Raw genomic sequence first — 23,300 nt, forward strand, 5'->3', positions numbered from 1 at the left:
ACGGCTAGAGCGGGATGTTCCCGTGCTTCTTCGGGGGCAGCGACTCGCGCTTGGTGCGCAGCTGCCGCAGCCCCTTCACCACGTGTGCCCGCGTCTCGGACGGCATGGTCACCGCGTCGACGTAGCCGCGCTCGGCGGCCGTGTACGGGTTCAGCAGCGCGTCCTCGTACTCGGTGATGAGCCGCGCCCGGGTCTCCTCGGCGGTGCCGGCCTCCTCCGCTTCGGCGATCGCCCTGCGGTGCAGGATGTTGACCGCGCCCTGGGCTCCCATGACGGCGATCTGAGCCGTCGGCCAGGCCAGGTTCAGGTCGGCGCCCAGGTGCTTGGAGCCCATCACATCGTAGGCACCGCCGAAGGCCTTGCGCGTGATGACGGTGATCAGGGGGACGGTCGCCTCGGCGTACGCGTAGATCAGCTTGGCGCCGCGCCTGATGATTCCGTTGTACTCCTGGTCGGTGCCCGGCAGGAAGCCCGGCACGTCGACGAAGGTCAGCACCGGGATGTTGAAGGCGTCGCAGGTCCGGACGAACCGGGCCGCCTTCTCGGAGGCGTCGATGTCCAGGCAGCCGGCGAACTGCATCGGCTGGTTGGCGACGACCCCGACCGGGTGGCCCTCGACGCGGCCGAAGCCGGTGAGGATGTTCGGCGCGAAGAGCGACTGGGTCTCCAGGAACTCCGCGTCGTCGAGCACGTGCTCGATCACCTTGTGCATGTCGTACGGCTGGTTCGCGCTGTCCGGGATCAGCACGTCGAGCTCGCGGTCGCTCTCGGAGACCTCGGTGTCGGCCTCCTCGGGGAAGGCCGGGGGCTCGGAGAGGTTGTTCGACGGGAGGTAGGAGAGCAGCGACTTCACGTACTCGATGGCGTCCTTCTCGTCACCCGCCATGTGGTGCGCGACGCCGGACGTGCTGTTGTGCGTGCGCGCCCCGCCCAGCTCCTCGAAGCCGACGTCCTCGCCGGTGACGGTCTTGATGACGTCCGGGCCGGTGATGAACATGTGCGAGGTCTGGTCGACCATGACCGTGAAGTCGGTGATCGCGGGGGAGTACACGGCCCCGCCGGCGCACGGGCCGACGACCAGGCTGATCTGCGGGATCACACCGGAGGCGTGGACGTTGCGGCGGAAGATCTCGCCGTACATGCCGAGCGCGCTGACGCCCTCCTGGATGCGGGCGCCGCCGGAGTCGTTGATGCCGATCAGCGGACAGCCGGTCTTCAGCGCGAAGTCCATCACCTTCATGATCTTCTGGCCGTAGACCTCGCCGAGGGCCCCGCCGAAGACGGTGAAGTCCTGCGAGAACAGGGCTACGGGCCGCCCGTCGACGGTTCCGTAGCCGGTGACGACGCCGTCGCCGTACGGCCGGGTCTTCTCCAGCCCGAAGTTCGTCGACCGGTGCCGGGCGAACTCGTCCAGCTCGACGAAGGACCCCTCGTCCAGCAGCAGGGCCACCCGCTCACGCGCCGTCAGTTTCCCCTTGGCGTGCTGCTTTTCCACCGCCCGCCCCGAGCCGGCGTGGGTGGCTTCCTCGACGCGGCGCTGCAGATCCGCGATCTTGCCCGCGGTGGTGTGCATGTCGATCGGCTCTGACGGTTGTGACATCGGGGTCGCGGCTCCCTGCGTGGTGTCAACTGCCTGGTGACTTACTTGGTTTTTACTAGCTACTGGTGCGTAGCGTATCGGCGGGCATGGCGCTCGGCGGTGCGGCGTTTGACACACCTAATCTGGCTTGCTTGGCCTGGCGGTCCCGCTTAGGGGACCCCGTCCCGACCCTCGCGGGCGGGTTTCCTGCTTCACTGCGGACAGCCTGCCGGGAGGGTCCCCGGAGAGGTCTTCCGTCCGCTCGACAGGCTGACACCGCCGACCCGGCGGCCAATAGATTGACGGCTGCGTTGCCATCCCGGTCGTGAACGGCACCGCAACCCTCGCAGGTCCACGTACGGACGTTCAGTGGCATCGTGGCAGCGATGTCGCCGCAGGCCGAGCACAGCTTCGAGCTGGGGAACCACCGGTCCACGACGACCAGCTCGCGTCCGTACCAGGCTGCCTTGTACTCCAGCATCCTTCGCAGCTCGCGCCAGGCCGCGTCCGAAATGGCGCGGGCAAGCTTGTCGTTCTTGAGCATGTTGCGGACGGCGAGATCTTCGATCACGAGCGTTTGGTTTTCGCGCACGAGTCGAGTCGTCAGTTTGTGCAGGTGATCCCTCCGGCGGTCCACGATCCGGGCATGGATGCGGGCCACGCGGATGCGGGCCTTGGCTCGATTGCTGCTGCCCTTCTCCTTCCGGGACAGTTGCCGTTGTGCGCGGGCCAGTCGTTTCCGGTCGCCGCGTTCGTGCCGTGGGTTGGGGACCTTCTCCCCGGTGGAGAGCGTGACGAGGGCCGTCAGGCCGGCATCGATCCCGACCGCGGCGGTGGTGGCGGGCATGGAGGCGGGGATGTCCTCGCAGAGCAGCGAGACGAACCAGCGGCCGGCCGCGTCCCGGGACACGGTCGCGGTGGTCGGCTCCACGCCTTCCGGAAGGCGGCGCGACCAGACGACGGGCAGGGGGCTCGACATCTTGGCGAGGGTGAGCTCTCCGTTCCGGTAGCGGAATGCGGAGCGGGTGTATTCGGCGCTTGCCCGATGCCTCCGCTTCGCTTTGAAGCGCGGGTATCCGGACCGACGTCCCCAGAACGCGGCAAAAGCGCTCTGCAGGTGCCGCAGTGCTTGCTGAAGCGGAGCGCAGGAGACCTCGGCCAGGTAGGACAGTTCTTCGGACTGCTTCCATGCGGTGAGCAGGGCCGAGGTCTGGCCGTAGTTCACGCGTTCCAGGCGCGCCCATGCCTCGCTACGGGCGGCCAGCGCGAGGTTGTAGACCTTCCGCACGCACCCGAAAGTCTTCGACAGCTCTGTCGCCTGCGCTGCATCAGGGTAGAAACGAAACCTGAACGACCGCTTTACCGGAGATTCCCCCACAGCCCGGACGCTAGGGTCGATCACGATCCGTATGCAATCCCGGGTCAGAGGGTCACATACTGCTACATAGCGACATAAGGATCCGATCATGTCATCAGATGCCTCAGCAGGTACCGCGGGCCGTTGGTCGAGTCTTGACCGGCCGCCGCTGAACGTTGCCGCGCTGCGGCGGGCCCTCGTGACCGGTGAGGGGCTGTGGAGCTCGCTGGAGGTGGTGGCCGCCACCGGGTCCACCAACAGTGACCTCGCCGCGCGGGCCGGGACGCTCCCCGAGGGGGCCGTGCTCGTCGCCGAGGAGCAGACCGCGGGGCGGGGGCGGCTCGACCGGAGCTGGGTCGCGCCCGCGCGGTCCGGGCTGTTCTTCTCCGTACTCCTGAAGCCCGGGCCCGCGGTGCCGCAGGAGCGGTGGGGCTGGCTGACGCTGCTGGCCGGGGTGGCCACCGCCACCGGGCTCTCGCGCGCGGCCGGCGTGGACACCGCCCTCAAGTGGCCCAACGACCTGCTGGTCACCGTGGACGGTGAGGAGCGCAAGACCGGCGGGATCCTCGCCGAGCGCGTGGGCGACGGGGTCGTCCTCGGGATCGGGCTCAACGTGACGCTGACCGACGCCGAGCTCCCGGTGGACTCCGCCGGGTCGCTGGCGCTGGCCAAGGCCACCGTCACCGACCGGGACCCGCTGCTCAGGGCCGTACTGCGGTCCCTGGAGCAGTGGTACGGGACCTGGCGGGAGGCCGGCGGCGATCCGGCGGCCAGCGGTCTGCAGGAGACGTACGCGGCGGGCTGCGCGACCCTCGGCAAACACGTGCGGGCCGAGCTGCCGGGCGGGCGCACGCTCACCGGGACGGCCGAAGCGGTGGACACCGACGGACGGCTCGTCGTACGGACCGCCGAGGACAGGCACGAGGCCGTGGGGGCAGGGGACGTCGTCCATCTGCGGTCGGTGCGGTAGCCCGCGCGGAGACCGCCCCGGGTGACGGAGTAGGGGAGTGAGCTACGGCACACCTGCCGTATGGTTTAGGCGATCCCCGGTCCTCCCGGTGATCACCCGGTTCGGCAGTGCGCACGGCAATGGACAGGAGGCGGCCCTTGACCGTCGACGACCCTCGGTCCAGCGCGCCCGCCCCCGCGACGGCGACGGGCGGTGCGGGCGGCTCCGGCGGCGCCGGCAGCCCCGGCGGCTCCGGAGTCCACTCCACCCCCATCGGGCGCGACCAGCACACTCCGCACCACGAGGTCGACCACACGGCCCAGCCGACGGCCGACCCGCTGGCCATCCGCCTGGAGCAGCTGATCCTGGGCGCCGAGCGCCGCTACACCCCCTTCCAGGCGGCCCGCAGCGCCGGGGTCTCGATGGAGCTCGCCTCCCGCTTCTGGCGGGCCATGGGCTTCGCGGACATCGGCCAGGCCAGGGCCCTGACGGAGGCCGACGTACTGGCGCTGCGCCGGCTCGCCGGCCTCGTCGAGGCCGGGCTGCTGAGCGAGCCGATGGCGGTCCAGGTCGCACGGTCCACCGGGCAGACCACGGCCCGGCTCGCGGAGTGGCAGATCGACTCCTTCCTGGAGGGGCTGACGGAGCCGCCGGAGCCGGGGATGACCCGTACCGAGGTCACGTACCCGCTGGTCGAGCTGCTGCTGCCGGAGCTGGAGGAGTTCCTCGTCTACGTGTGGCGGCGCCAGCTCGCGGCCGCGACCGGGCGGGTCGTGCAGGTGGCGGACGACGAGGAGATGGTCGACCGGCGCCTCGCGGTGGGCTTCGCCGACCTGGTGGGCTTCACGCGCCTGACGCGGCGGCTGGAGGAGGAGGAGCTCGGCGAGCTCGTCGAGTCCTTCGAGACCACCTCGGCGGACCTGGTGGCGGCGCACGGCGGCCGGCTGATCAAGACGCTCGGCGACGAGGTGCTGTACTGCGCCGACGACGCGGCCACGGCGGCGGAGATCGCACTGCGGCTGATCGAGACGATGGAAGCCGATCCGCAGATGCCCGAGCTGCGCGTGGGCATCGCCTTCGGGACGGTGACGACCCGGATGGGCGACGTCTTCGGGACCACGGTGAACCTGGCCTCGAGGCTGACGTCGATAGCGCCGAAGGACGCGGTCCTGGTGGACGGGGCGATGGCCCAGGAACTGGGCCGCACGGGCGCGGCGCCGGTCTCGGAGAAGGAAGCCGAGAACGAGGAGGGCGGCGGCACCTACCGCTTCGCGCTCCAGCCGATGTTCCAGCGCCCGGTGCGCGGCCTCGGCGTCGTGGAACCCTGGTCGCTGACGCGGCGGAGCCCTAAGATCCCCGGATAACGTTCGTTAACCGGGAGGGTCCCTGTGTCCGAATCTTCGGCATTCGTTGCTATCCGCAGGCACGAGGGCGGGGTCGCCGAGCTGGTGCTGGACCGGCCCAAGGCGATGAACGCCGTGTCGACCGAGATGGCGCGGGGTATCGGCGCCGCGTGCGCCGAGCTGGGGGCGGATCCGTCGGTGCGGGTGGTCGTGCTCTCCTCCACCGCCGAGCGGGCGTTCTGCGTGGGCGCGGACCTCAAGGAGCGCAACTCCTTCTCGGACGCCGAACTGCTGCGGCAGCGGCCGACCACGCGGGGCGCGTACGGGGGAGTGCTGGAGCTTCCGATGCCGGTCATCGCGGCGGTGCACGGGTTCGCGCTGGGCGGCGGCTTCGAGCTGGCCCTCGCGTGCGATGTCATCGTGGCCGACGAGACGGCCGTCGTCGGGCTGCCCGAGGTGTCGGTCGGGGTGATCCCGGGCGGCGGCGGTACGCAGCTGCTGCCGAGGCGGGTGGGAGCGGCGCGGGCTGCCGAGCTGATCTTCACCGCGCGGCGGGTGGAGGCCGCGGAGGCGCTGGACCTGGGGCTGGTGGACTCGGTGGTGCCGGCGGGGTCGGACCGCGAGGCGGCCCTGGCGATGGCGGCGGCGATGGCGGCCAACTCCCCGGTCGGACTGCGGGCCGCCAAGCGGGCGCTGCGGCTCGGGCACGGCATGGACCTGGTGGCCGGGCTGGAGATCGAGGACGCGGCGTGGCGGACGGTGGCCTTCTCGGGGGACCGGGCCGAGGGTGTGGCGGCGTTCAACGAGAAGCGGAAGCCGCGGTGGCCGGGGGTGTGAGGTCCGGGGCCGGGTCCGGGTTTGGTGCGGGTACGCGACCCGCTCCGTGACGGGGTGTGATCTTGGTGCGTCTTGGTGCGACCGAATGTCGCGCCAAGTATCACTAAATCGGACAAAACTCCCTAACCTGGGGTAATGGGTGTTGACGGGCGGCTTCGAGCCGTTGTGGGCCTCGCGCAGGCCATGGCTGCCGCATGCGCGCCGCGGGACAGCGTGCGGGCCGCCGCGCGCGGGGCGAGGCTGGCGATGGACGGGTCGTTCGCCGCGATCTCCGCGTGGGAGCGGGAGCGGGGGCGCCTGCGGGTGCTCGTGAACGAGGGGGAGCGCCGGGACGGGGAGGAGGAGTTCCCCGAGGACGAGTCGTACCCCGTCCACGATTTCCCCGAGATCACGGAGTTCCTGCACGAACGCTGGGTCGGCGGCGGCGGGCCGCACGCCTGGGTGGACAGCGCGGTCGGCGACCGGCCGGGACGCCGGGGCGAGGCGCTGCGCAGGCGCGGGCGCGCCACGTGCGTGGTGGCACCGATCGTGCTCAGCGGGCGGGCCTGGGGCGAGCTGTACGTGGCCCGGGACGAGGGCATGGCGGACTTCGACGAGGACGACGCGGAGTTCGCCACCGTCCTCGCGGCGGTGATCGCGGCCGGGCTGGCGCAGAGCGACCGCCTGGAGGAGGCTCGGCGGCTCGCCTTCACCGACCCGCTGACCGGGCTGGCCAACCGGCGGGCCGTCGACATGCGGCTCGACGAGGCGCTGGAGGAGCACCGGCGGGGCGGGGGCGGGGGCGAGGTGGTGGTGAGCCTGGTCGTCTGCGACCTGAACGGCCTCAAGAAGGTCAACGACACCCTCGGCCACGCGATGGGCGACCGGCTGCTGGAACGGTTCGGCTCCGTGCTCAGCCTGTGCGGGGCGATGCTGCCGGGGGCGCTGGTGGCGCGGCTGGGCGGGGACGAGTTCTGCCTGGTCAGCGTCGGGCCTTCGGCGGACGAGGTGGTACGGGTCACCGAGGAGGTCTGCCTGCGGGCCGCCGAGCTGGAGCTGGGGGAAGGGGTCGCCTGCGGCGTGGCCTCCACGGGGGACCCGATCGGGCCGGTGAAATCCTCCCGGCGGCTGTTCCGGCTCGCGGACGCGGCGCAGTACAAGGCGAAGGCGGCGCGGTCGGCGAAGCCGGTGGTCGCGGGGCGGGACACGGCGGTGGTCCGGCTCGCCGACGCGGAGCCCGGCGACCCGGGGGAGCGGCGCCGCTTCCGCGGCCGGGCGTAGCCCCGCCTGGGCCCCGAGGCCCGGGCGCCCGGCGCGGCCCGGCCCGCCCGCAGCCCGGCCGGGCCCGGGGCCGGCGCCCCCGACCTCGGCGCCCGGCGCCCTGGCCCGCCGTTCCGGGTGCGGGTGGCTGGCCCTGCGGGGCGAAGTCCCCTACCCGCCCTTCCACCGTTCCCCGGGCGCTGCCCGGAGCCCGCGCCTCAAACGCCGGCGGGGCTGGAAGTGCCCCCGGGCGCTGACCAGACCCCGGTCCTCAAGCGCCGGACGGCTGAAAGGTCCTGGGGCTCCGTGCCGGACCCCGCGCCTCACGCGCCGGTGAGGCTGGATTTCGGCCGGCGCAGCCTGCGTGTGCGGGCGCGTGCCAACCGGATCAAGCCGGTCGCCTGCCAAATCCAGCCCCTCCGGCGTTTGAGGAGCGGGGGTGCGGGGGCTGGCCCCCGCGACGGGTCCGGGCGGAGCCCGGGGAACGGGCGAAGGGTGGGTAGGGGACCTTGCCCCGCAGGGCCCAGCCAGCCGCACCCGCCCACCGGACCCCCTCGCCGGGACGGCCGGGGCGCCAGCCCCGACCGGCCACCGCCGGACGGAGTCCGGCGCAGCGAAGCGAAGCCCGCGTAGCGGTGCGAGCGGCGCATTGAGAGGGGTGACATGAAGAGATTCAGTCCGTAGGGTGCTGAATATGGATATGCACACTGTCGTGGTGGGAACGTCCGGGACCACCGCCGAAGACGTGATCGCCGTCGCCCGCGGCAATGCCCGCGTGGAGCTTTCCGGCGAGGCCGTCGCCGCGCTCGCCGCGGCCCGCGAGATCGTGGACGCGCTCGCTGCGAAGCCCGAGCCCGTCTACGGGGTGTCCACCGGGTTCGGGGCGCTCGCCTCCCGGCACATCAGCCCCGAGCTGCGCGCGCAGCTCCAGCGCAACATCGTCCGCTCGCACGCCGCCGGCATGGGCCCGCGCGTCGAGCGGGAGGTCGTGCGTGCGCTGATGTTCCTGCGGCTGAAGACCGTCGCTTCCGGCCACACCGGCGTCCGGCCGTCCGTCGCGCAGACGATGGCCGACGTGCTCAACGCCGGGATCACCCCGGTCGTGCACGAGTACGGCTCGCTGGGCTGCTCCGGCGACCTCGCCCCGCTCTCGCACTGCGCGCTCGCGCTGATGGGCGAGGGTGACGCGGAGGGCCCCGACGGGACCGTGCGCCCTGCCGGGGAGCTGCTCGCCGAGGCCGGGATCACTCCCGTCGAGCTCCGCGAGAAGGAGGGCCTCGCCCTCCTCAACGGCACCGACGGCATGCTCGGCATGCTGGTCATGGCCCTCGCCGACCTCGGCAGGCTGTACACCGCGGCCGACATCACCGCCGCGCTGACGCTGGAGGCGCTGCTCGGCACCGAGAAGGTGCTCCAGCCCGAGCTGCACGCCATCCGCCCGCACCCCGGCCAGGGTGCCTCCGCCGCGAACATGGCCGCCGTCCTGAAGGGGTCCGGGCTCGTCCGGCACTACCAGGAGGAGACCGCCCCGCGCGTCCAGGACGCCTACTCCGTGCGCTGCGCCCCGCAGGTCGCCGGCGCGGGCCGCGACACCATGGCGCACGCGGCCCTGGTCGCCTCCCGCGAGCTGGCCGCGGCCGTCGACAACCCGGTGGTGCTGCCCGACGGGCGCGTGGAGTCCAACGGCAACTTCCACGGCGCACCGGTGGCCTACGTGCTCGACTTCCTCGCCATCGCGGCCGCCGACCTCGGGTCGATCGCCGAGCGGCGCACCGACCGGCTGCTCGACAAGAACCGCAGCCACGGTCTGCCGCCGTTCCTCGCGGACGACGCCGGCGTGGACTCCGGGCTCATGATCGCCCAGTACACGCAGGCCGCCCTCGTCAGCGAGATGAAGCGGCTCGCGGTTCCGGCCTCCGCCGACTCGATCCCCTCCTCCGCCATGCAGGAGGACCACGTCTCGATGGGCTGGTCGGCGGCGCGCAAGCTCCGTACCGCCGTCGACAACCTCACCCGGATCGTCGCGATCGAGATGTACGCGGCCACCCGCGCCATCGAGCTGCGCCACGGGCTCACCCCGGCGCCGGCCAGCCAGGCCGCCATCGCGGCGGCGCGCGCGGCGGGCGTGCAGGGCCCCGGGCCGGACCGGTTCCTCGCGCCCGACCTGGCCGCCGCGGACGCCTTCGTTCGTTCGGGTGGACTCGTGGACGCCGTCGAGACCGTCACCGGCCCGCTCGCCTGAGAGGCATCCGAGAGGTGCCCGAGTAGGGGTGCGGCCCCGGGGGTGCCCCCGGGGCCGCACCCTTTCGTGTGCGGCGCGGCCGCTACACCGTGCGCGAGCGGCGTACGGAGAAGGTCACGAAGCCGGCCCCGGCGCCCAGGAAGAGCGTGCCGGCGAGCAGGTAGGGCGTGGTGTCCAGGCCGCCCGTGTCGGCGAGCTCCAGGGTGGATCCGGCCGCGGAGGCGGCCTGGACCTGGGTGTTCGCGGCGGCCGGCGCGGCGGAGGAGGCCTTCTCGTGGCCGGGCGCGGTGGCGTTGGCCGAGGGAACGAACCACAGGACGGCGAGGAGGGTGGTCGCTCCGAGAGCGGTGACTGTTGATCGTCGTGCGGACACGGTGCGATCCCCCTTGTGGCAGCAGCGAATTGGCCCCGTGCGGTGATGCTACGGAAAGGGGCGGGTCGTGGGAAAGCCGGGGCTGCCGCGGGATTACTCTCCGTCGTATGAACCCTTCTGAGACCTCACGATACGTACGCCTTCGGGTGGATTTGGTACTTGAAGTACCGGACGTCGATGCGCTGACCGGCGCGGCCCTCGCCCACATCAAGGCCGACGAGTTCATGCCGGACGAGGAGCGCGGCCACGCCGAGGCGGCCGTCCGGGAGGACGAGTCGGAGGCCCTGGCCTACCTCGTGGACCCCACTGACCTGGTCGCGGAGATCCCCGGAGTGGAGCTCGCACAGGCCTCCTGGAGCAGCGAGCCCGTGGAATACGACCCCGAGTCCATGGAGTGGGACCTGGACGAGGAAGATGGGGAGCTAGACGAAGAGACTGACAACGCCTGACGGTGGGGTTGACCACATTCGAACGGAATGGGGCAGCACCTCGGGGTGTAATGCGTTGTCAGGACAGAGGCAGGGGGTCATGACCCCCTGCCCGGGGATTCGGGGTTCCGGCAACGATGGAGTGGCGTGTGAGGACGGACAGCAAGCGGCGGAGAAGGTCCCTGGTGGCCATATCCGCCGTACTCGGCGGCGTACTGGTGCTCGCGGGATGCGGCGGCGGTGACGACGGCGGCGGTGACACGCCGAAGGCCAATGGGGAGGCATCGGCCAAGTCCCAGGCGGACGTGGACGCGGCTGCGGCCAAGGACGCCTCCAAGGCCAAGATAGCCATCACGCCCAAGGACGGCGCCGCCAACGTCGGCCTGAACGACGCGGCCAACGTGGCCGTGACCGAGGGCACGCTGACCCAGGTCGAGCTGAAGAGCTCGGAGGGCACGGCGGTGCCGGGCAAGATAGCCGCCGACGGGAAGAGCTGGAAGCCGGACGGGGCGCTGAAGCGCTCGACGAAGTACGCGCTGTCGGCGACCGCGAAGGACGAGGCGGGCCGCGAGGCGCACGAGAACGCCTCCTTCACCACCGTCTCCCCGCAGAACAGCTTCGTGGGCTCCTTCATCCCCGACGAGGGCCAGACCGTCGGCGTGGGCATGCCGGTCTCGATCACCTTCGACAAGCAGATCAAGGACAAGAAGGCCGTCCAGGCGGGCATCACGGTCACCTCCAGCAGCGGCCAGGAGGTCGTGGGCCACTGGTTCAGCACGCAGCGGCTGGACTTCCGCCCGGAGAAGTACTGGCAGGCCGGTTCCACGGTCACCCTGAAGCTGGCGCTGGAGGGGGTCCAGGGCGGCCCGGGCATCCAGGGCGTGCAGAGCAAGACCGTCACCTTCAAGATCGGCCGGAGCCAGGTCTCCACGGTCGACGCGAAGACCAAGAAGATGACGGTCACCCGGGACGGCGCGGTCCTCAAGACCATCCCGATCTCGGCGGGCTCCCCGGAGAACCCGACCTACAACGGTCAGATGGTGATCTCCGAGAAGTTCAAGGAGACCCGGATGAACGGCGCCACCGTCGGCTTCACGGACGACGACGGCAAGGGCGAGTACGACATCAAGGACGTGCCGCACGCGATGCGCCTGTCCAACTCCGGCACCTTCGTGCACGGCAACTATTGGGGACCGGACTCGGTCTTCGGCAGCGCCAACACCAGCCACGGCTGTGTCGGCCTGAACGATGCCAAGGGCGCGAACGACCCGAGCCAGCCCGCGGCCTGGTTCTACGACAACTCCCTCATCGGAGACGTCGTCACGGTCGTCAACTCCCCGGACAAGACGATCAAGCCGGACAACGGCCTCAACGGCTGGAACATGAACTGGGCGGACTGGAAGGCCGGTTCGGCCGTCTGACGCACCGGCAGGTGAACTGAACCCCGCGACGGACGGCGGGGAGCCCCGGCCAGGGGGCTCCCCGCCGTCCGTCTGTGCGTGTCGCTCCCGCCGTGCGCCTGCCCGCGGTGCGCCTGCCCGCGGTGCGCCTGCTCTCCGTGCGCCTGCGCGTCATGCGCCTGCCCGTCGTGCGCATTCCTGTCAGTCAGCTGTGAGTTCGCGTTCTCATCCGGCTCTTATGGACGGCTTATCCGGCCGTCACCGGTGCTGCCTAGTTTCGGCCGCATGTTCTTCACCTACCTCCGGCGCGAGCTGCGCCGCCGCAGGAAGGCGGCGCTCGTCGTCGCCTCCGGACTCGCGCTGGGCATCGCCCTCGTCATCGTCGTCACCTCCGTCTCGGCGGGCATGACCCGGGCCCAGGACAAGGTCCTCCAGTCGCTCTACGGCCTCGGCACGGACATGACCGTCACCAAGGCCCAGACCCCGCCGGCCGAGGGCGACGCCGCGGCCCGGCCCCGGTTCAGGTTCGACGCGAAGGGCGAGGGCGACGCGAACGCCGGGGCCGAGCAGAGCAGCGACCTGGTGATGCCCCAGGGCTTCGAGACCCTCGACGCCGCGACCGTGACCAAGGTGTCCGGCCAGACCGGCGTCGCGCAGGCCGTCGGCGGGCTCAGCCTCCAGGTGATGAAGGTCAACGGGCAGTTCAGGCGCGGGGAGTTCAAGCGCTCGCAGGGCCAGACCGGTGGCGGAGCCGCCGCCAAGCCGGGCGCCACGGGTGGCGGCCAGGGCGGTACGGTCGAGGGCGGCGGCGCCGACTTCGACGTCAACTCCTTCTCCGTCTACGGCGCGGACGTCGCCCGGCCCGAGCTGGGCCCGCTCACCACCTCCAAGATCACCTCGGGCCGCACCTTCGCGGCCGGCGAGACCGACGCGGCCGTCGCCGTCGTCGACAGCGCCTACGCCACGAAGAACAAGCTCGCCGTGGACTCCGAAGTCACCGTCAAGGGCGCGAAGTTCAAGGTGATCGGGATCGCGACCGCGGACAGCGGCGACGCGGCCGCCAACGTCTACGTCCCGCTCAAGCAGGCCCAGACCCTCGCCGGAACCCCCGACAAGATCACCACGGTCTACGTCCAGGCCAAGGACTCCCAGGCCATCGGCTCCGTCAAGCAGGCCATCCAGAAGAACGTCCCGGACACCACCGTCACCACCTCGGCCGACCTGGCCGACACCGTCTCCGGTTCGCTCTCCACCGCCTCCTCCCTCGCCTCCACCGTCGGCACGTGGCTCTCGTACGCCGTCCTCCTTGCCGCCTTCCTCGTCGCCGGCCTGCTGACCTCCTCGGCCGTCTCCCGCCGCGTCCGCGAGTTCGGCACGCTCAAGGCGCTCGGCTGGAAGAGCGGCCGCGTCACCGGGCAGGTCGCCGGCGAGGCCCTGGTCAACGGGCTCATCGGCGGAGCGCTCGGCATCGGCCTCGGGCTCGCGGCCGCGTACGCCATCACCGCCATCAGCCCGCAGCTGACCGCGACGCTCGCGGGCGGCGCCGGCCGCGGTCAAGGCCCGGGCGGTGGTGGCGGTGGCGGGATGATGCGCTCCGCCCGGCAGGGCGCGGGCAAGGCCCTCGACATCGCGCTCACCGCGCCCGTCTCGCTCTCCACCATCGGCCTGGCCGTCGCCCTCGCCGTCGCGGGCGGACTCATCGCAGGCGGCTTCGGCGGCTGGCGCGCCTCCCGGCTGAGGCCGGCGGACGCACTGCGCCGCGTCGAATAGCCGGCTCGCGGACGCAGCTTCGTACAGCGGTGAAAGGCCGCAAGCCCGTACAGCCGAGCACAGGCCGTACAAGGCCGTGAGGCCGTACGTGAGCTGCGCGACCGCGCCTGCCCGCCCGCCCCGTCCCACCCCGCCCCGCAACCCGAGGGAACGAACCAGAGATGTACCAGCTCACCGGTGTCACCAAGCGTTACCAGCGCGGCAAGGAATCCATCGACGCCCTCGCCGGCGTGGACCTGACCATCGAGGACGGCGGCCGGCTCGTCATCCAGGGGCCCACCGGCGGCGGCAAGTCCACCCTGCTCCAGATGCTCGGCGCCCTGGACCGTCCGACGGCGGGACAGATCGTCCTCGACGGACTCGACCTCGCCACCGTCTCCGAATCCCGCCTCACCCGGGTCCGCGCGGAGAACATCGGCTTCGTGTTCCAGTCCTTCAACCTGATCCCCACGCTCACCGCCCAGGAGAACGTCGAGACGGCCCTCGTCCCGCTCGGGCTGAAGGCCCGCGAGCGGCGCGACCGGGCCGCCGAGGCGCTGGACTCCGTGGGGCTCGGCGAGCGGATGGGGCACCTGCCCGGGGAGATGTCCGGCGGCCAGCAGCAGCGGGTGGCGATCGCCCGGGCGCTGGTGAAGCGGCCGAAGGTGCTGCTCGCGGACGAGCCGACCGGCAACCTCGACGAGTCCATGCGCGACGAGGTCATGGAACTGCTCGAAGGGCTGTGGAAGGAACACGGCCTGACCTTCGTCATGGTCACCCACGACAGCGCGCTCGCGAAGCGGGCCCCGCGGGTGGCGACCATCCGCCGGGGCAAGGTGACCATCACCGAGAACGGCTGAGACGGCCCGCGAAGAAGGTCTGGGCAGGCCGACGCGGTCCGGTTTAGGGTCCGGACCATGACGATCACCGCGCTCTCCGTGCCCCCGACCGACAGCGAGATCGACCACTGGTGGGCCGTCCTGGCAGCTGCCCGGACGGCCGACCGGCCGGGCACTCCGCCGCCCTCCCGGACGGAGGTCGCCGGAGCGCTGCGGGTGCCGTCGGTGCGGGGGCGCTCGGAGTACTGGGCCACCGACGACGCGGTCGCCTCGCTGGTCCTCTTCACCGACGGAGCCAACGAGCACACCGCGTTCCTGGACGAGCTGACCGTACGCCCGGACGCGCGGCGGCGCGGTGTGGGAGCGGCCCTGTGGGCGCGGGTCCGTGAGGAGCTGCTCGCGGACGGCCGCACCTCGGTGGCGGCGGAGGTGGATCTCGGGGGTCCATGCTCGCCGAGGAGGCGACCCGCCACCCGGACCTGCGCACCATCGCCACCTCGGTGGCGGACGACAACACCCCGATGCTCGCGGTCAACGAGGCCCTGGGCTACCGGCGCGAGCGCGGGGTCGGGTACTTCCAGCTGACGCTGTAGCCGCGTTACGGGGCGGCTTCCCCGACGGGACCGGGGGCGTGCTCCCGGCTCTGGTCCTTGCCCTTGCCCTGGTCCTGGCCTTGCTTCCGGTCCGGGCCCGCGGGGGACGCGGACCAGGAGGCGAGGAGGCTGAGGGCGTCGGCCGACGGGGAGCCCGGGGGCGCGTGGTAGGTGACCAGGAACTGCGCCGGGTCGTCCGGCAGGGACAGGGTCTCGAAGGAGAGCCGGAGCTCGCCGACCAGCGGGTGGCGCAGTCGCTTGACGCCGTGCGTCTTGTTGTCGGCCACCGTGTGGGCCGCCCACAGCCGGCGGAACTCCTCGTTCTTGACGGAGAGTTCACCGACCAGCGCGGACAGCCGCTCGTCGTCGGGGAACTGCCCGGCGTAGATGCGCAGGTTGCTCACCACCTCGCACGCCCGGCACTCCCAGTCCGCGTACAGCTCGGCCGTCGCCGGGTCCAGGAACACCAGCCGCACCAGGTTGCGCTCCTGCGCCGGGAGCGCCCCGAAGTCGCCGAAGACCGCGGCCGCCAGCCGGTTCCAGCCGATGACGTCCTGGCGCCGCCCGACCAGGTACGCCGGTACCCCGTCCATGGCGTCCAGCAGCGTCCGCAGCTCCGGCCGGACCTGCTGGGGGCGCGGGGCCTGGCGGCGCTTGCGGGGCTTGGGGCCGGCCAGGTGGCTCAGGTGCGCACGCTCCGTACCGTCCAGGCGCAGGGCCCGGGCGATGGCGTCGAGGATCTCCGCCGACACGTTCTGGCCGTGGCCCTGCTCCAGGCGCGTGTAGTACGCCACCGACACCCCGGCCAGCTGCGCCAGCTCCTCGCGGCGCAGTCCGGGGACCCGGCGGTGGCGCCCGTAGTCGGGCAGGCCCACGTCCTCGGGGCGCAGCCGGGCCCGCCGGGAGCGCAGGAACTCGCCGAGCTCGGCTCGCTGATCAAGCTGGTCCATTACCCCAGTATCCCCGCGCGGGCGCGCAGGCCGGGGGCACGAGCCTGACCCCGCCAAGGGTAGGTCCGCCAGACCTAGGCAGGGCAGGGGGATGGGTGTCCGGGACGGAGGGGTGCAGGCTGTGATCACACGGCGGTACCGCACTGCGGTACCGCCCGGCGGGACTGCACAGCAGCACAGCAGCACCGCAGCACATCAGCACCGCACAGCAGTCCCGCACGGCAATCCCGTACGCCCATCCCGTACGGCCGCAGCACAGTCTTCCGAGGAGCCCCACCGTGTCCGTCACCCAGGTCGCCGCCTACGCCGCTCCCGCGCCCAAGGCCCCGCTGGAGCGCACCACCGTCCCGCGCCGTCCGGTCGGCGCCCATGACGTACTCATCGACATCAAGTTCGCCGGCATCTGCCACTCCGACATCCACCAGGTCACCGACGGCTGGGGCGAGGGCATCTACCCCATGGTCCCGGGCCACGAGATCGCCGGTGTCGTCGCCGAGGTCGGCCCCGAGGTCACCAAGTTCGCCGTCGGCGACCGGGTGGGCGTCGGCTGCTTCGTCGACTCCTGCCGCGAGTGCGAGCAGTGCCTCGCCGGGCAGGAGCAGTTCTGCGCCAAGGGCATGACCGGCACGTACAACGCCCTCGACAAGAACGGCGAGCCCACGTACGGCGGTTACTCCACGCACCTGGTCGTCGACGAGAACTACACCGTCCGCATCCCCGACGGCCTTCCGCTCGACGTCGCGGCCCCGCTGCTGTGCGCCGGCATCACCCTCTACTCCCCGCTCAAGCACTGGCAGGCCGGCCCCGGCAAGCAGGTCGCGGTCGTCGGCCTCGGCGGCCTCGGTCACATGGGCGTCAAGATCGCCCATGCGCTCGGCGCCGAGGTCACCGTCCTCTCGCAGACCCTGCGCAAGCAGGAGGACGGGCTCAAGCTGGGCGCCGACCACTTCCACGCCACCAGCGACGCGGCCACCTTCACGGAGCTGGCCGGCCGCTTCGACCTGATCGTGTCCACCGTCTCCGCGCCGCTCGCCCTCGACGCCTACCTGGGCCTGCTCAAGGTGGACGGCGCCCTGGTGAACGTCGGCGCCCCGGAGGAGCCGGTCTCGCTGAACCTGTTCTCCGTCATCGGCGGCCGCAAGACCCTGGCCGGCTCGATGATCGGCGGGATCGCCGAGACGCAGGAAATGCTCGACTTCTGCGCGGAGCACGGGCTCGGCGCCGAGATCGAGGTGATCCGCGCCGAGGAGGTCAACGAGGCCTACGAGCGCGTCCAGTCGGGCGACGTCCGCTACCGCTTCGTCATCGACACCTCGACGATCTGAACCGACACGTCGGCCGGCTGACCGGCGGCAGATGACGGCGGCCCCGGGGCACGCCCCCCCCGGGGCCGCCGTCACACGCTTTTCATGCCCCGTGCATGGTCTCCGCGGCCGCCCGCGCGGACGATCTTCCCACCAGCCTTCTGTCACCGGGGAGTTCGAGATGCCCAGCCGCCGCCATTTCCTCGCGGGTTCCGCGGCCGCCGCCGTGGGCCTCACGGCCCTCCCGCAGGCCGTCCGGCCCGCGCGGGCGGCCGAAGCCGCGGGGACGCAGGGACCGCCGAACCTCGTGGTGATCCTGGCCGACGATCTGGGCTACGGCGACCTCGGCGCGTACGGCCAGAAGCTGATCGCCACCCCGCGCATCGACCAACTGGCCGCCGAGGGGCTCCGGTTCACCGACGCCTACTCCGCGGCCGCGGTCTGCGCGCCCTCCCGTGCCGCGCTGCTGACCGGACTGCACACCGGCCACGCCGCCGTCCGGGCCAACCCCTCCGGCGGCGGCCAGGGCAGCCTCGGCGCGGGCGACACCACCTTCGCGGAGGTGCTCCGGGCACGCGGGTACCGTACGGGCCTCTTCGGCAAGTGGGGCTTCGGACCCGAGGCCGGGGACCAGCCGAGCCACCCGTCCGCGCGCGGCTTCGAGGAGTTCTACGGGTACATCGACCACGGGCACGCTCACGAGTACTACCCGGCGTACCTCTGGAACGGCAACGCCAAGGAGACCGTCCCGACGGGCACCTTCGCCCCCGACGCGATCGCCGCGCGCGCCCTCGGCTTCATCGACGCCCACGCCGCCGGCCCGGCCCCCTTCCTGCTCTTCCTCACCCCGAACCTCCCGCACGCCCCGAGCGAGATCCCCGCTGCGAGCGCCTACGCCTCCCGGTCCTGGACGCAGGCGAACAAGTCCCACGCGGCGCAGATCAGCCTCCTCGACGCCCAGGTCGGCGCGGTCGTCGACCGGCTGAAGGCGCGCGGGGTCGCCGAGCGCACGGTCGTCCTGGTGGCCTCCGACAACGGCCCGCACGAGGAGGGCGGGGTCAACCCGGACCTCTTCGACGCCAACGGCCCGCTGCGCGGCTACAAGCGCAACCTGTACGAGGGCGGCGTCCGCGTCCCCCTCGTCGCCTGGTCCCCGGGCCGGATCGCCCCCGGCACCACCAGCGCCCGCCCCACCCCGCTCTACGACCTCCTGCCCACCCTCGCCGACCTGGCGGGCGGCGCCCCGGCCCCCTCCGACATCGACGGGCTCTCGGCGGCCCCCGTCCTGAACGGGACCCCGGCCCTGGCCCCCCTCCACAACCACCTGTACTGGTACCGGGACGAGCAGGGCGTCACCAGCCGGGCCAACGCACAGGACGGCGGCCGGGCGAAGCAGGTCGCGGAGGCCATCCGCAAGGACCGGTGGAAGGCCGTACGGTTCGCCCCGGCGCGGGACCGCAACGTACCGGACGCACAATGGCAGTTCGAGCTCTACGACCTGACGGCGGACCTCGGCGAGCAGCGCGACGTGGCCGCCGCGAACCCGGCGGTGGTCGCCTCCCTCACGGCCCTGCTCCGCTCCTCCTGGGCCGATGCGTACGCCCGCCGCCCCTGGGGCCTGACCGCGACGGCCTCCCCGTCCGCCGGCACCCTCACCACCACCCTGGCCAACGGAACGGCCCGCCCCTGGGCCGACGCCCGGATCACTCCGACCCTCCCGGCGGGCTGGACCGCGACCCCGGCGGGCCCCGCCACGGCGGCCTCCCTCGCCCCGGGGGAGGCCCTGACGACCCTGTGGAACCTCACCGCCCCGCCGGGCGCCCCCGCCACCACCCTCACCGCGACGGCCACCGCGAGCGGCCACACCTTCACCGCGAAGACCCCGTACGCCCCGCTGCCCGCCCCGCCCACCCGCGACAGCTACCTCAGCGACCTGCCCTGGGTCTCGGCGGCCAACGGCTGGGGCCCGGTCGAGATCGACCGCTCCAACGGCAAGCAGGCGGCGGGCGACGGCACCCCGATCGCCTTCGGCGGGGTCACGTACGCGAAGGGCCTCGGCGTGCACGCCCCCTCGGAGATCGTCTACCACCTGGGCGGCCGCGGGAACCGCTTCACGGCCCTGGTCGGCATCGACGACTTCTCGAAGAAGCAGTCGGCGTCCGGAGCCACCCGCGCGACCGTCCGCGGCGACGGCCGGATCCTCGCCACCACCGGGGTCCTGACCGGCGCCTCGGGACCCACGGCGCTCGACGTGGACGTCCGCGGAATCCGCCTCCTCCACCTGGTGGTCGAGGACGCCAACGCGAACTCCGCCTTCGACCACACCTCGTGGGCGGCGGCGCGGGTCACGGTGGTCTGAGGACTGCCCACCGGCGGGGAGGGGAGGCCCCTCCGGTGGGCCCGTTATGGGGGAATGACGGCGAATCATCCGGGGTGACAGCGGGTGCACGGCAGTGGATGATGCTCGGAGACTTGCGGATCAGCGTGTGCCCGACCGTTGCAGGGGGGAACGGCCGGGCAGCCGCTTGCGCCACCGCGTCCCCGGGTCCTTCCCCTCGCTTCGTCGCCGAAGGAACCCTGCCCCGTGCGCCCTACCCGTAGGACGGCCCTGCTCACCGCGGGCCTCGTCACCCTCCTCGGCCTGCCGGCCACCGCGGCGGCCGCCGCGGACCCGGCCGACCTGTACGTGAACAACAGCGCGGACTCGCGTTGCACCGACGGCGGCACCGGGACGAAGGCCGTCCCGTTCTGCTCGATATCGGCGGCCGCGAAGGTGGTCAAGCCGGGCCAGACCGTGCGGATCGTGCCGGGGAACTATGACGAGGACGTCACGCTCAGCCGCTCGGGGGAGCCCGGCAAGCCCGTCGTCTTCGCCGCCGAGCAGCCCGCCGAACCGACGGCCCTGGCGTTCGGCAGGGTACTGAACATCAGCGGTGCCTCCCATGTGGTGGTCCGCGGGCTGCAGGCTTACGCCGGCATCACGGTCAGCCGTTCCGGCGACGTCGAGATGGACCGTCTCTACGTCTCGAACCGGGACGCTGCCGTCGGCCTGGTGGTCGGCGAGGGAAGCACGGACGTGAGGCTCCTCCGGAGCCGTCTGAACAGCGCCCGGATCGAAGCCGGTGCCCGCGGAACGGTGCTGAGCCGGAACAAGGTGGAGGGCGACGGAACGGCGATCGACGTGGTGGACGCCGTCGACACCGCCGTCACCAACAACAATTTCGTCATGGGCTGCGGAGCGGCCGTCTCGGTCGGCGCCGCCGCGTCGGGGTCGGCACTGTTCAACAACGTGATCTTCAACTGGGACACGGCCACCCGCTGCACGACGCCCGCATCGCGCAAGGGCATCGCCGTGTCGGCCGGCGCGGCGTCGGGCACGCGCGCCGACTACAACCTGATCACCGGCCCCGACCTCAAGGTGACGCCCTACGCGTGGGGAGGCAGCGACTACGCGACCCCGGCCGCGCTGAAGGCCGCCACGGGCCAGGGCGCCCACGACATCCTGGCCCCGGACTTCAACGCGGTGGGCCCGCAGGACGGCTCGCCCACCATCGACTCCGGCGACCCGACGGCGCCGGGCGTGCTGCCCACGGACTACTACGGGAAGCCGACCGCGGACGACCCGCGCGTCGCCAACACGGGCAAGGACGGCGGCTACGTCGACCGCGGCGCCGTCGAAACCCAGGACGACCTGAGCGCTGTCGCGCTGGACGTCGCACCGGCCTGGGCGCCCGCCGGCACCAAGGTGAAGGCGACGGCGAAGCCGACGAGCTCCTGGGCCGCCGCACTCACCTACCGCTACGACTTCGGTGACGGGACGTCCCCGGTGACCACCAAGGCGACCACCGCGGAGCACGCGTACAGCGCCCCGTGCGACTGCGGGGTGACGGTGACGGCGATCAACGCCGTCGGGAAAGAGGTCTCCGACACCGGATCCACCAAGGTCACCGCGGCCGGCCCGCTGACCGCCGCGTTCACGGCCACCCCGGACCTGCCGACCAACACCAGCCCCCTGGGCGGCGCCCACCCGCTGAGCATCTCGGTCGACCCGGCAGCCAGCGCGGCTCCGTGGCCGGTGACGAGCATGGACGTGGACTTCGGCGACGGCGGGACCGCTCACGCCGACGAGCTGTCCAGGACCGGGCACACCTACAAGTCGCCTGGCGACTACCAGGTGACGCTGACCGTCCAGGACTCCAAGGGCGCGAAGTCCACGGTCACCAAGACCGTCAAGGCCCGGTACGCACCGTCCGGCTACGTCGCTTCCGAGCCCTTCCGCCTGCTGGACACCCGCACCACCAACACCCCCGTTCAGGGCGGGAATCCGGTCCCCGTGCAGCTGCCCAACTCGACCGCCATCCGCGGACACGAGCTCTCGGGCGGCATGGCCTCGGCGGTCCTGAACGTCACGGTCACCGGTGCCACGGAGGACACCCACCTCGGCATCTGGCCTTCGGGTCAGCCCCGTCCGGCGACCTCGAACGTCAACGTCGTGGCCGGCGGCACCTCCTCCAACACGGTCACCGTCCCGGTCGGTGCCGACGGCAAGATCCAGGCCCAGCTGAACTCGGGCAAGGCCTCGCTCATCGTGGACTTCGTGGGCTACTACCAGCCCAACGTCGGCGAGCGCTTCTCCCCGCTCGCCCCGACCCGGGTCCTGGACACCCGTACGACCGGCGGCGCACTGGGCGGCGGCAAGACCCGCACCGTCAAGGTGGCGGGCGTCAACGGCATCCCGGCGGACGCCACCGCCGTGGCCCTGAACCTGACGAGCACCGGCGCGACGGAGCAGGGCCACGTCATCGCCTACCCGGACCCGGCGAAGCGCCCCACCACCTCGAACCTGAACGTGGAGCCGGGCAAGGACAAGTCCAACCAGGCCATCGTCCCCGTCGGCCCGAACGGCACCATCACCCTCTTCACGAACACCGGCTCGACCCACCTGATCCTCGACGCGGTCGGCTACTACGGCAAGGACGGCAAGGCCCTCTTCACCCCGGTGGTCCCCCAGCGCCTCGCGGACACCCGCACCACGGGCAAGGTCGCCCCGGGCGCCACCACCACGGTCTCGGGCATTCCCACCACCGCCGTCGGCGCGGTCCTCAACATCACCGCCACCGACACCACCGCCCCCGGCTTCCTCACCGCGTACGCCTACGGCGGCACGCTCCCGGCCGCCAGCAGCCTCAACACCCTCCCCGGCCTCACGGTCCCGAACCACGTGACGACCCAGGTCGGCACGGGCGGCAAGGTGAACATCTTCAACAGCTACGGCGGCCCCAACCACGTGATCACCGACCTCCTCGGCTACTTCACGACGAGCTGACGCCCTCACGGCACACGGCAGAGCCCCGGCCCCCGCAGTGCGCGGGGACCGGGGCTCTGCCGTAGGGGTACTGCTCAGCCCTCGGCGCGGGCCACGCCGATCGGGCAGGAGACGCCCGTGCCGCCGATGCCGCAGTAGCCGCCGGGGTTCTTGTCCAGGTACTGCTGGTGGTACGCCTCGGCCGGCCAGAAGGGGCGATCCTCCGCCGGGAGGACGGCCGTGGTGATCGTGCCGTAGCCGGAGGCGCTCAGGACGCGCTGGTAGGCCTCGCGGGAGGCTTCGGCGGTGGCCTGGGCGGCGGGGGAGTGGGTGTAGAGCGCCGAGCGGTACTGGGTGCCGACGTCGTTGCCCTGGCGGAAGCCCTGGGTGGGGTCGTGGGACTCCCAGAACAGCTTCAGCAGGGCCTCGTAGGAGACCAGGGAGGGGTCGAAGACGACCCGGACCACCTCGGTGTGGCCGGTGCCGCCCGAGCAGACCTCTTCGTAGGTCGGGTTCTCGGTGAAACCGCCCTGGTAGCCGGCCAGGGTGGTCCACACCCCCGGGGTCTGCCAGAACTTGCGCTCGGCGCCCCAGAAACAGCCGAGGCCGAAGTCCGCGACCTCCAGGTGGGCGGGGTACGGGCCCGCGAGCGGGTTGCCGAGCACGGTGTGCACGGCGGGCAGTCCGAAGAGCGGCTCCGCCCGGCCGGTCAGGGCTTCCTCGCGGGTGGGCAGCTCGGGCGTGCGGCGGTACGAGAACATGGATTCCCTCCTAGTGGTCTACCGATAACGGCGGACGGGGGGTGGGGATTCC

18 protein-coding genes and 1 pseudogene are annotated in these 23,300 nt (G+C 72.1%); 14 read left to right on the forward strand and 5 right to left on the reverse strand.

The genetic code is table 11. From position 1 onward, the window contains the following. Positions 1 to 4: 4 nt before the first annotated feature. Together ACIA8F_RS03670 and ACIA8F_RS03675 are read right to left on the reverse strand one after the other, a co-directional pair. Entirely contained in the window at positions 5 to 1,600 is a 1,596-nt protein-coding gene (locus tag ACIA8F_RS03670) for an acyl-CoA carboxylase subunit beta (protein WP_399376503.1), read from the reverse strand. Positions 1,601 to 1,655: 55 nt separating this feature from the next. Next, positions 1,656 to 2,957: an RNA-guided endonuclease InsQ/TnpB family protein gene (locus tag ACIA8F_RS03675; protein ID WP_399376639.1), complete on the reverse strand. Its 1,302-nt coding sequence runs from the start codon at positions 2,955 to 2,957 to the stop codon at positions 1,656 to 1,658. 88 nt (positions 2,958 to 3,045) lie between these two features. Between ACIA8F_RS03675 and ACIA8F_RS03680 the strand changes: the two genes are divergently transcribed. The 5 genes from ACIA8F_RS03680 (at position 3,046) to hutH (ending at position 9,546) form a co-directional block, all read left to right on the forward strand. Beyond that, the gene (locus ACIA8F_RS03680) at positions 3,046 to 3,906 is read left to right on the forward strand and encodes a biotin--[acetyl-CoA-carboxylase] ligase (protein WP_399376504.1); all 861 of its coding nucleotides are present in this window, start codon (positions 3,046 to 3,048) and stop codon (positions 3,904 to 3,906) included. A 137-nt stretch (positions 3,907 to 4,043) separates the two neighbouring features. Next, positions 4,044 to 5,249: an adenylate/guanylate cyclase domain-containing protein gene (locus tag ACIA8F_RS03685; RefSeq protein ID WP_399376505.1), complete on the forward strand. Its 1,206-nt coding sequence runs from the start codon at positions 4,044 to 4,046 to the stop codon at positions 5,247 to 5,249. Between the two features lie 24 nt (positions 5,250 to 5,273). Further along, entirely contained in the window at positions 5,274 to 6,065 is a 792-nt protein-coding gene (locus tag ACIA8F_RS03690) for an enoyl-CoA hydratase/isomerase family protein (protein WP_399376506.1), read from the forward strand. 135 nt (positions 6,066 to 6,200) lie between these two features. Further along, on the forward strand, positions 6,201 to 7,325 hold the full coding sequence (locus ACIA8F_RS03695; protein ID WP_399376507.1) for a diguanylate cyclase domain-containing protein: 1,125 nt from the start codon (positions 6,201 to 6,203) through the stop codon (positions 7,323 to 7,325). Between the two features lie 679 nt (positions 7,326 to 8,004). Beyond that, positions 8,005 to 9,546: a histidine ammonia-lyase gene (gene hutH, locus ACIA8F_RS03700; RefSeq protein ID WP_399376640.1), complete on the forward strand. Its 1,542-nt coding sequence runs from the start codon at positions 8,005 to 8,007 to the stop codon at positions 9,544 to 9,546. An 82-nt stretch (positions 9,547 to 9,628) separates the two neighbouring features. On the opposite strand, the gene ACIA8F_RS03705 is transcribed toward hutH, so the two are convergent. Then, positions 9,629 to 9,919: an LPXTG cell wall anchor domain-containing protein gene (locus ACIA8F_RS03705; protein ID WP_399376508.1), complete on the reverse strand. Its 291-nt coding sequence runs from the start codon at positions 9,917 to 9,919 to the stop codon at positions 9,629 to 9,631. Between the two features lie 146 nt (positions 9,920 to 10,065). On the opposite strand from ACIA8F_RS03705, the gene ACIA8F_RS03710 reads away from it, so the two are divergent. The 6 genes and pseudogenes from ACIA8F_RS03710 (at position 10,066) to ACIA8F_RS03735 (ending at position 14,928) form a co-directional block, all read left to right on the forward strand. Beyond that, positions 10,066 to 10,368, forward strand: coding sequence for a hypothetical protein (locus ACIA8F_RS03710; protein ID WP_356515798.1), 303 nt, complete (start codon positions 10,066 to 10,068; stop codon positions 10,366 to 10,368). A 116-nt stretch (positions 10,369 to 10,484) separates the two neighbouring features. Then, entirely contained in the window at positions 10,485 to 11,768 is a 1,284-nt protein-coding gene (locus ACIA8F_RS03715) for an Ig-like domain-containing protein (protein ID WP_399376509.1), read from the forward strand. A gap of 264 nt (positions 11,769 to 12,032) precedes the next feature. After that, positions 12,033 to 13,517 carry an ABC transporter permease gene (locus ACIA8F_RS03720; RefSeq protein WP_399376510.1) on the forward strand — a complete coding sequence of 495 codons (1,485 nt, stop codon included), beginning with the start codon at positions 12,033 to 12,035 and terminating at the stop codon, positions 13,515 to 13,517. A 161-nt stretch (positions 13,518 to 13,678) separates the two neighbouring features. After that, on the forward strand, positions 13,679 to 14,356 hold the full coding sequence (locus tag ACIA8F_RS03725) for an ABC transporter ATP-binding protein (RefSeq protein WP_399376511.1): 678 nt from the start codon (positions 13,679 to 13,681) through the stop codon (positions 14,354 to 14,356). Between the two features lie 57 nt (positions 14,357 to 14,413). Further along, positions 14,414 to 14,758: pseudogene (locus ACIA8F_RS03730) on the forward strand (GNAT family N-acetyltransferase); the annotation flags it as partial. Between the two features lie 23 nt (positions 14,759 to 14,781). Beyond that, a complete protein-coding gene (locus ACIA8F_RS03735; protein ID WP_399376650.1) occupies positions 14,782 to 14,928 on the forward strand; it encodes a hypothetical protein in 147 nt (48 codons plus the stop codon). A gap of 5 nt (positions 14,929 to 14,933) precedes the next feature. Here ACIA8F_RS03735 and ACIA8F_RS03740 read toward each other — a convergent pair whose 3' ends face one another. After that, entirely contained in the window at positions 14,934 to 15,878 is a 945-nt protein-coding gene (locus ACIA8F_RS03740) for a helix-turn-helix transcriptional regulator (protein WP_399376513.1), read from the reverse strand. 278 nt (positions 15,879 to 16,156) lie between these two features. Between ACIA8F_RS03740 and ACIA8F_RS03745 the strand changes: the two genes are divergently transcribed. The 3 genes from ACIA8F_RS03745 to ACIA8F_RS03755 all read left to right on the forward strand — a co-directional run bounded on the left by ACIA8F_RS03745 (position 16,157) and on the right by ACIA8F_RS03755 (position 22,508). Next, on the forward strand, positions 16,157 to 17,203 hold the full coding sequence (locus ACIA8F_RS03745; protein ID WP_399376515.1) for an NAD(P)-dependent alcohol dehydrogenase: 1,047 nt from the start codon (positions 16,157 to 16,159) through the stop codon (positions 17,201 to 17,203). 160 nt (positions 17,204 to 17,363) lie between these two features. Then, complete coding sequence (locus ACIA8F_RS03750; RefSeq protein WP_399376516.1) at positions 17,364 to 19,541, forward strand: sulfatase-like hydrolase/transferase; 2,178 nt, start codon at positions 17,364 to 17,366, stop codon at positions 19,539 to 19,541. Positions 19,542 to 19,766: 225 nt separating this feature from the next. Next, entirely contained in the window at positions 19,767 to 22,508 is a 2,742-nt protein-coding gene (locus tag ACIA8F_RS03755; RefSeq protein WP_399376517.1) for a PKD domain-containing protein, read from the forward strand. 74 nt (positions 22,509 to 22,582) lie between these two features. Here the strand turns inward: ACIA8F_RS03755 and msrA are convergent, their stop codons facing one another. Next, entirely contained in the window at positions 22,583 to 23,248 is a 666-nt protein-coding gene (msrA, locus tag ACIA8F_RS03760) for a peptide-methionine (S)-S-oxide reductase MsrA (RefSeq protein ID WP_399376518.1), read from the reverse strand. Positions 23,249 to 23,300: the final 52 nt, after the last annotated feature.

Origin of the sequence: Streptomyces sp. NPDC051563 (assembly GCF_044454225.1) — a bacterium.
Lineage (GTDB): Bacteria > Actinomycetota > Actinomycetes > Streptomycetales > Streptomycetaceae > Streptomyces.

Excerpts from the sequence above, each read along its gene's own strand:
- ACIA8F_RS03670 (WP_399376503.1), bottom strand. The coding sequence starts at position 1,600 with ATGTCACAACCGTCAGAGCCGATCGACATGCACACCACCGCGGGCAAG.
- ACIA8F_RS03680 (WP_399376504.1), top strand. The coding sequence starts at position 3,046 with ATGTCATCAGATGCCTCAGCAGGTACCGCGGGCCGTTGGTCGAGTCTT.
- ACIA8F_RS03695 (WP_399376507.1), top strand. The coding sequence starts at position 6,201 with ATGGGTGTTGACGGGCGGCTTCGAGCCGTTGTGGGCCTCGCGCAGGCC.
- hutH (WP_399376640.1), top strand. The coding sequence starts at position 8,005 with ATGCACACTGTCGTGGTGGGAACGTCCGGGACCACCGCCGAAGACGTG.
- ACIA8F_RS03715 (WP_399376509.1), top strand. The coding sequence starts at position 10,485 with ATGGAGTGGCGTGTGAGGACGGACAGCAAGCGGCGGAGAAGGTCCCTG.
- ACIA8F_RS03720 (WP_399376510.1), top strand. The coding sequence starts at position 12,033 with ATGTTCTTCACCTACCTCCGGCGCGAGCTGCGCCGCCGCAGGAAGGCG.
- ACIA8F_RS03725 (WP_399376511.1), top strand. The coding sequence starts at position 13,679 with ATGTACCAGCTCACCGGTGTCACCAAGCGTTACCAGCGCGGCAAGGAA.
- ACIA8F_RS03735 (WP_399376650.1), top strand. The coding sequence starts at position 14,782 with ATGCTCGCCGAGGAGGCGACCCGCCACCCGGACCTGCGCACCATCGCC.
- ACIA8F_RS03740 (WP_399376513.1), bottom strand. The coding sequence starts at position 15,878 with ATGGACCAGCTTGATCAGCGAGCCGAGCTCGGCGAGTTCCTGCGCTCC.
- ACIA8F_RS03750 (WP_399376516.1), top strand. The coding sequence starts at position 17,364 with ATGCCCAGCCGCCGCCATTTCCTCGCGGGTTCCGCGGCCGCCGCCGTG.
- msrA (WP_399376518.1), bottom strand. The coding sequence starts at position 23,248 with ATGTTCTCGTACCGCCGCACGCCCGAGCTGCCCACCCGCGAGGAAGCC.